We start from the raw sequence: 620 nt of genomic DNA on the forward strand, positions 1-620 counted from the left end.
ACTACCATTTTGAATAAAAAATTAGATTGGCGGAATAATTGTACCTACATCAATCCACACCCATTAGAATTTAATTCAATTAGGAACGTATCAAAAAAAAAAAATAGGGTAACTTAACTTTTTATCCTGGTCAGGTCAATAAGGTCATGAAACATTTCGATTTATTTATTTCTTATTTTACATATAATGGATTTACCTGGACCAATACATGATTTTCTTTTAGTCTTTCTGGGATCAGGTCTTATATTAGGAGGTCTAGGAGTGGTATTACTTACCAATCCAATTTATTCTGCCTTTTCATTGGGATTGGTTCTTGTTTGTATATCCTTATTCTATATTTCATCAAACTCCCATTTTGTAGCTGCTGCACAGCTCCTTATTTACGTGGGAGCTATAAATGTTTTAATCATATTTGCTGTGATGTTCATGAATGGTTCAGGATATTCCAAAGATTTTGATCTTTGGACTGTTGGGGATGGGGTTACTTCGATGGTTTGTACAAGTATTTTTGTTTCACTAATTACTACTATTCCAGATACGTCATGGTACGGGATTATTTGGACTACAAGATCAAACCAGATTATAGAGCAAGATTTGATAAGTAATAGTCAACAAATTGG

The 620-nt window shown here is 32.7% G+C and carries 1 protein-coding gene; it reads left to right on the forward strand.

The window, feature by feature from the left end; genetic code table 11:
* Positions 1–261: 261 nt before the first annotated feature.
* A partial coding sequence (locus HLA95_RS30430) for an NADH-quinone oxidoreductase subunit J (RefSeq protein WP_222185193.1) occupies positions 262–620 on the forward strand: 359 nt, incomplete at its 3' end.

Source organism: Geminicoccus harenae (assembly GCF_019800005.1).
Classification (GTDB): domain Bacteria; phylum Pseudomonadota; class Alphaproteobacteria; order Geminicoccales; family Geminicoccaceae; genus Geminicoccus; species Geminicoccus harenae.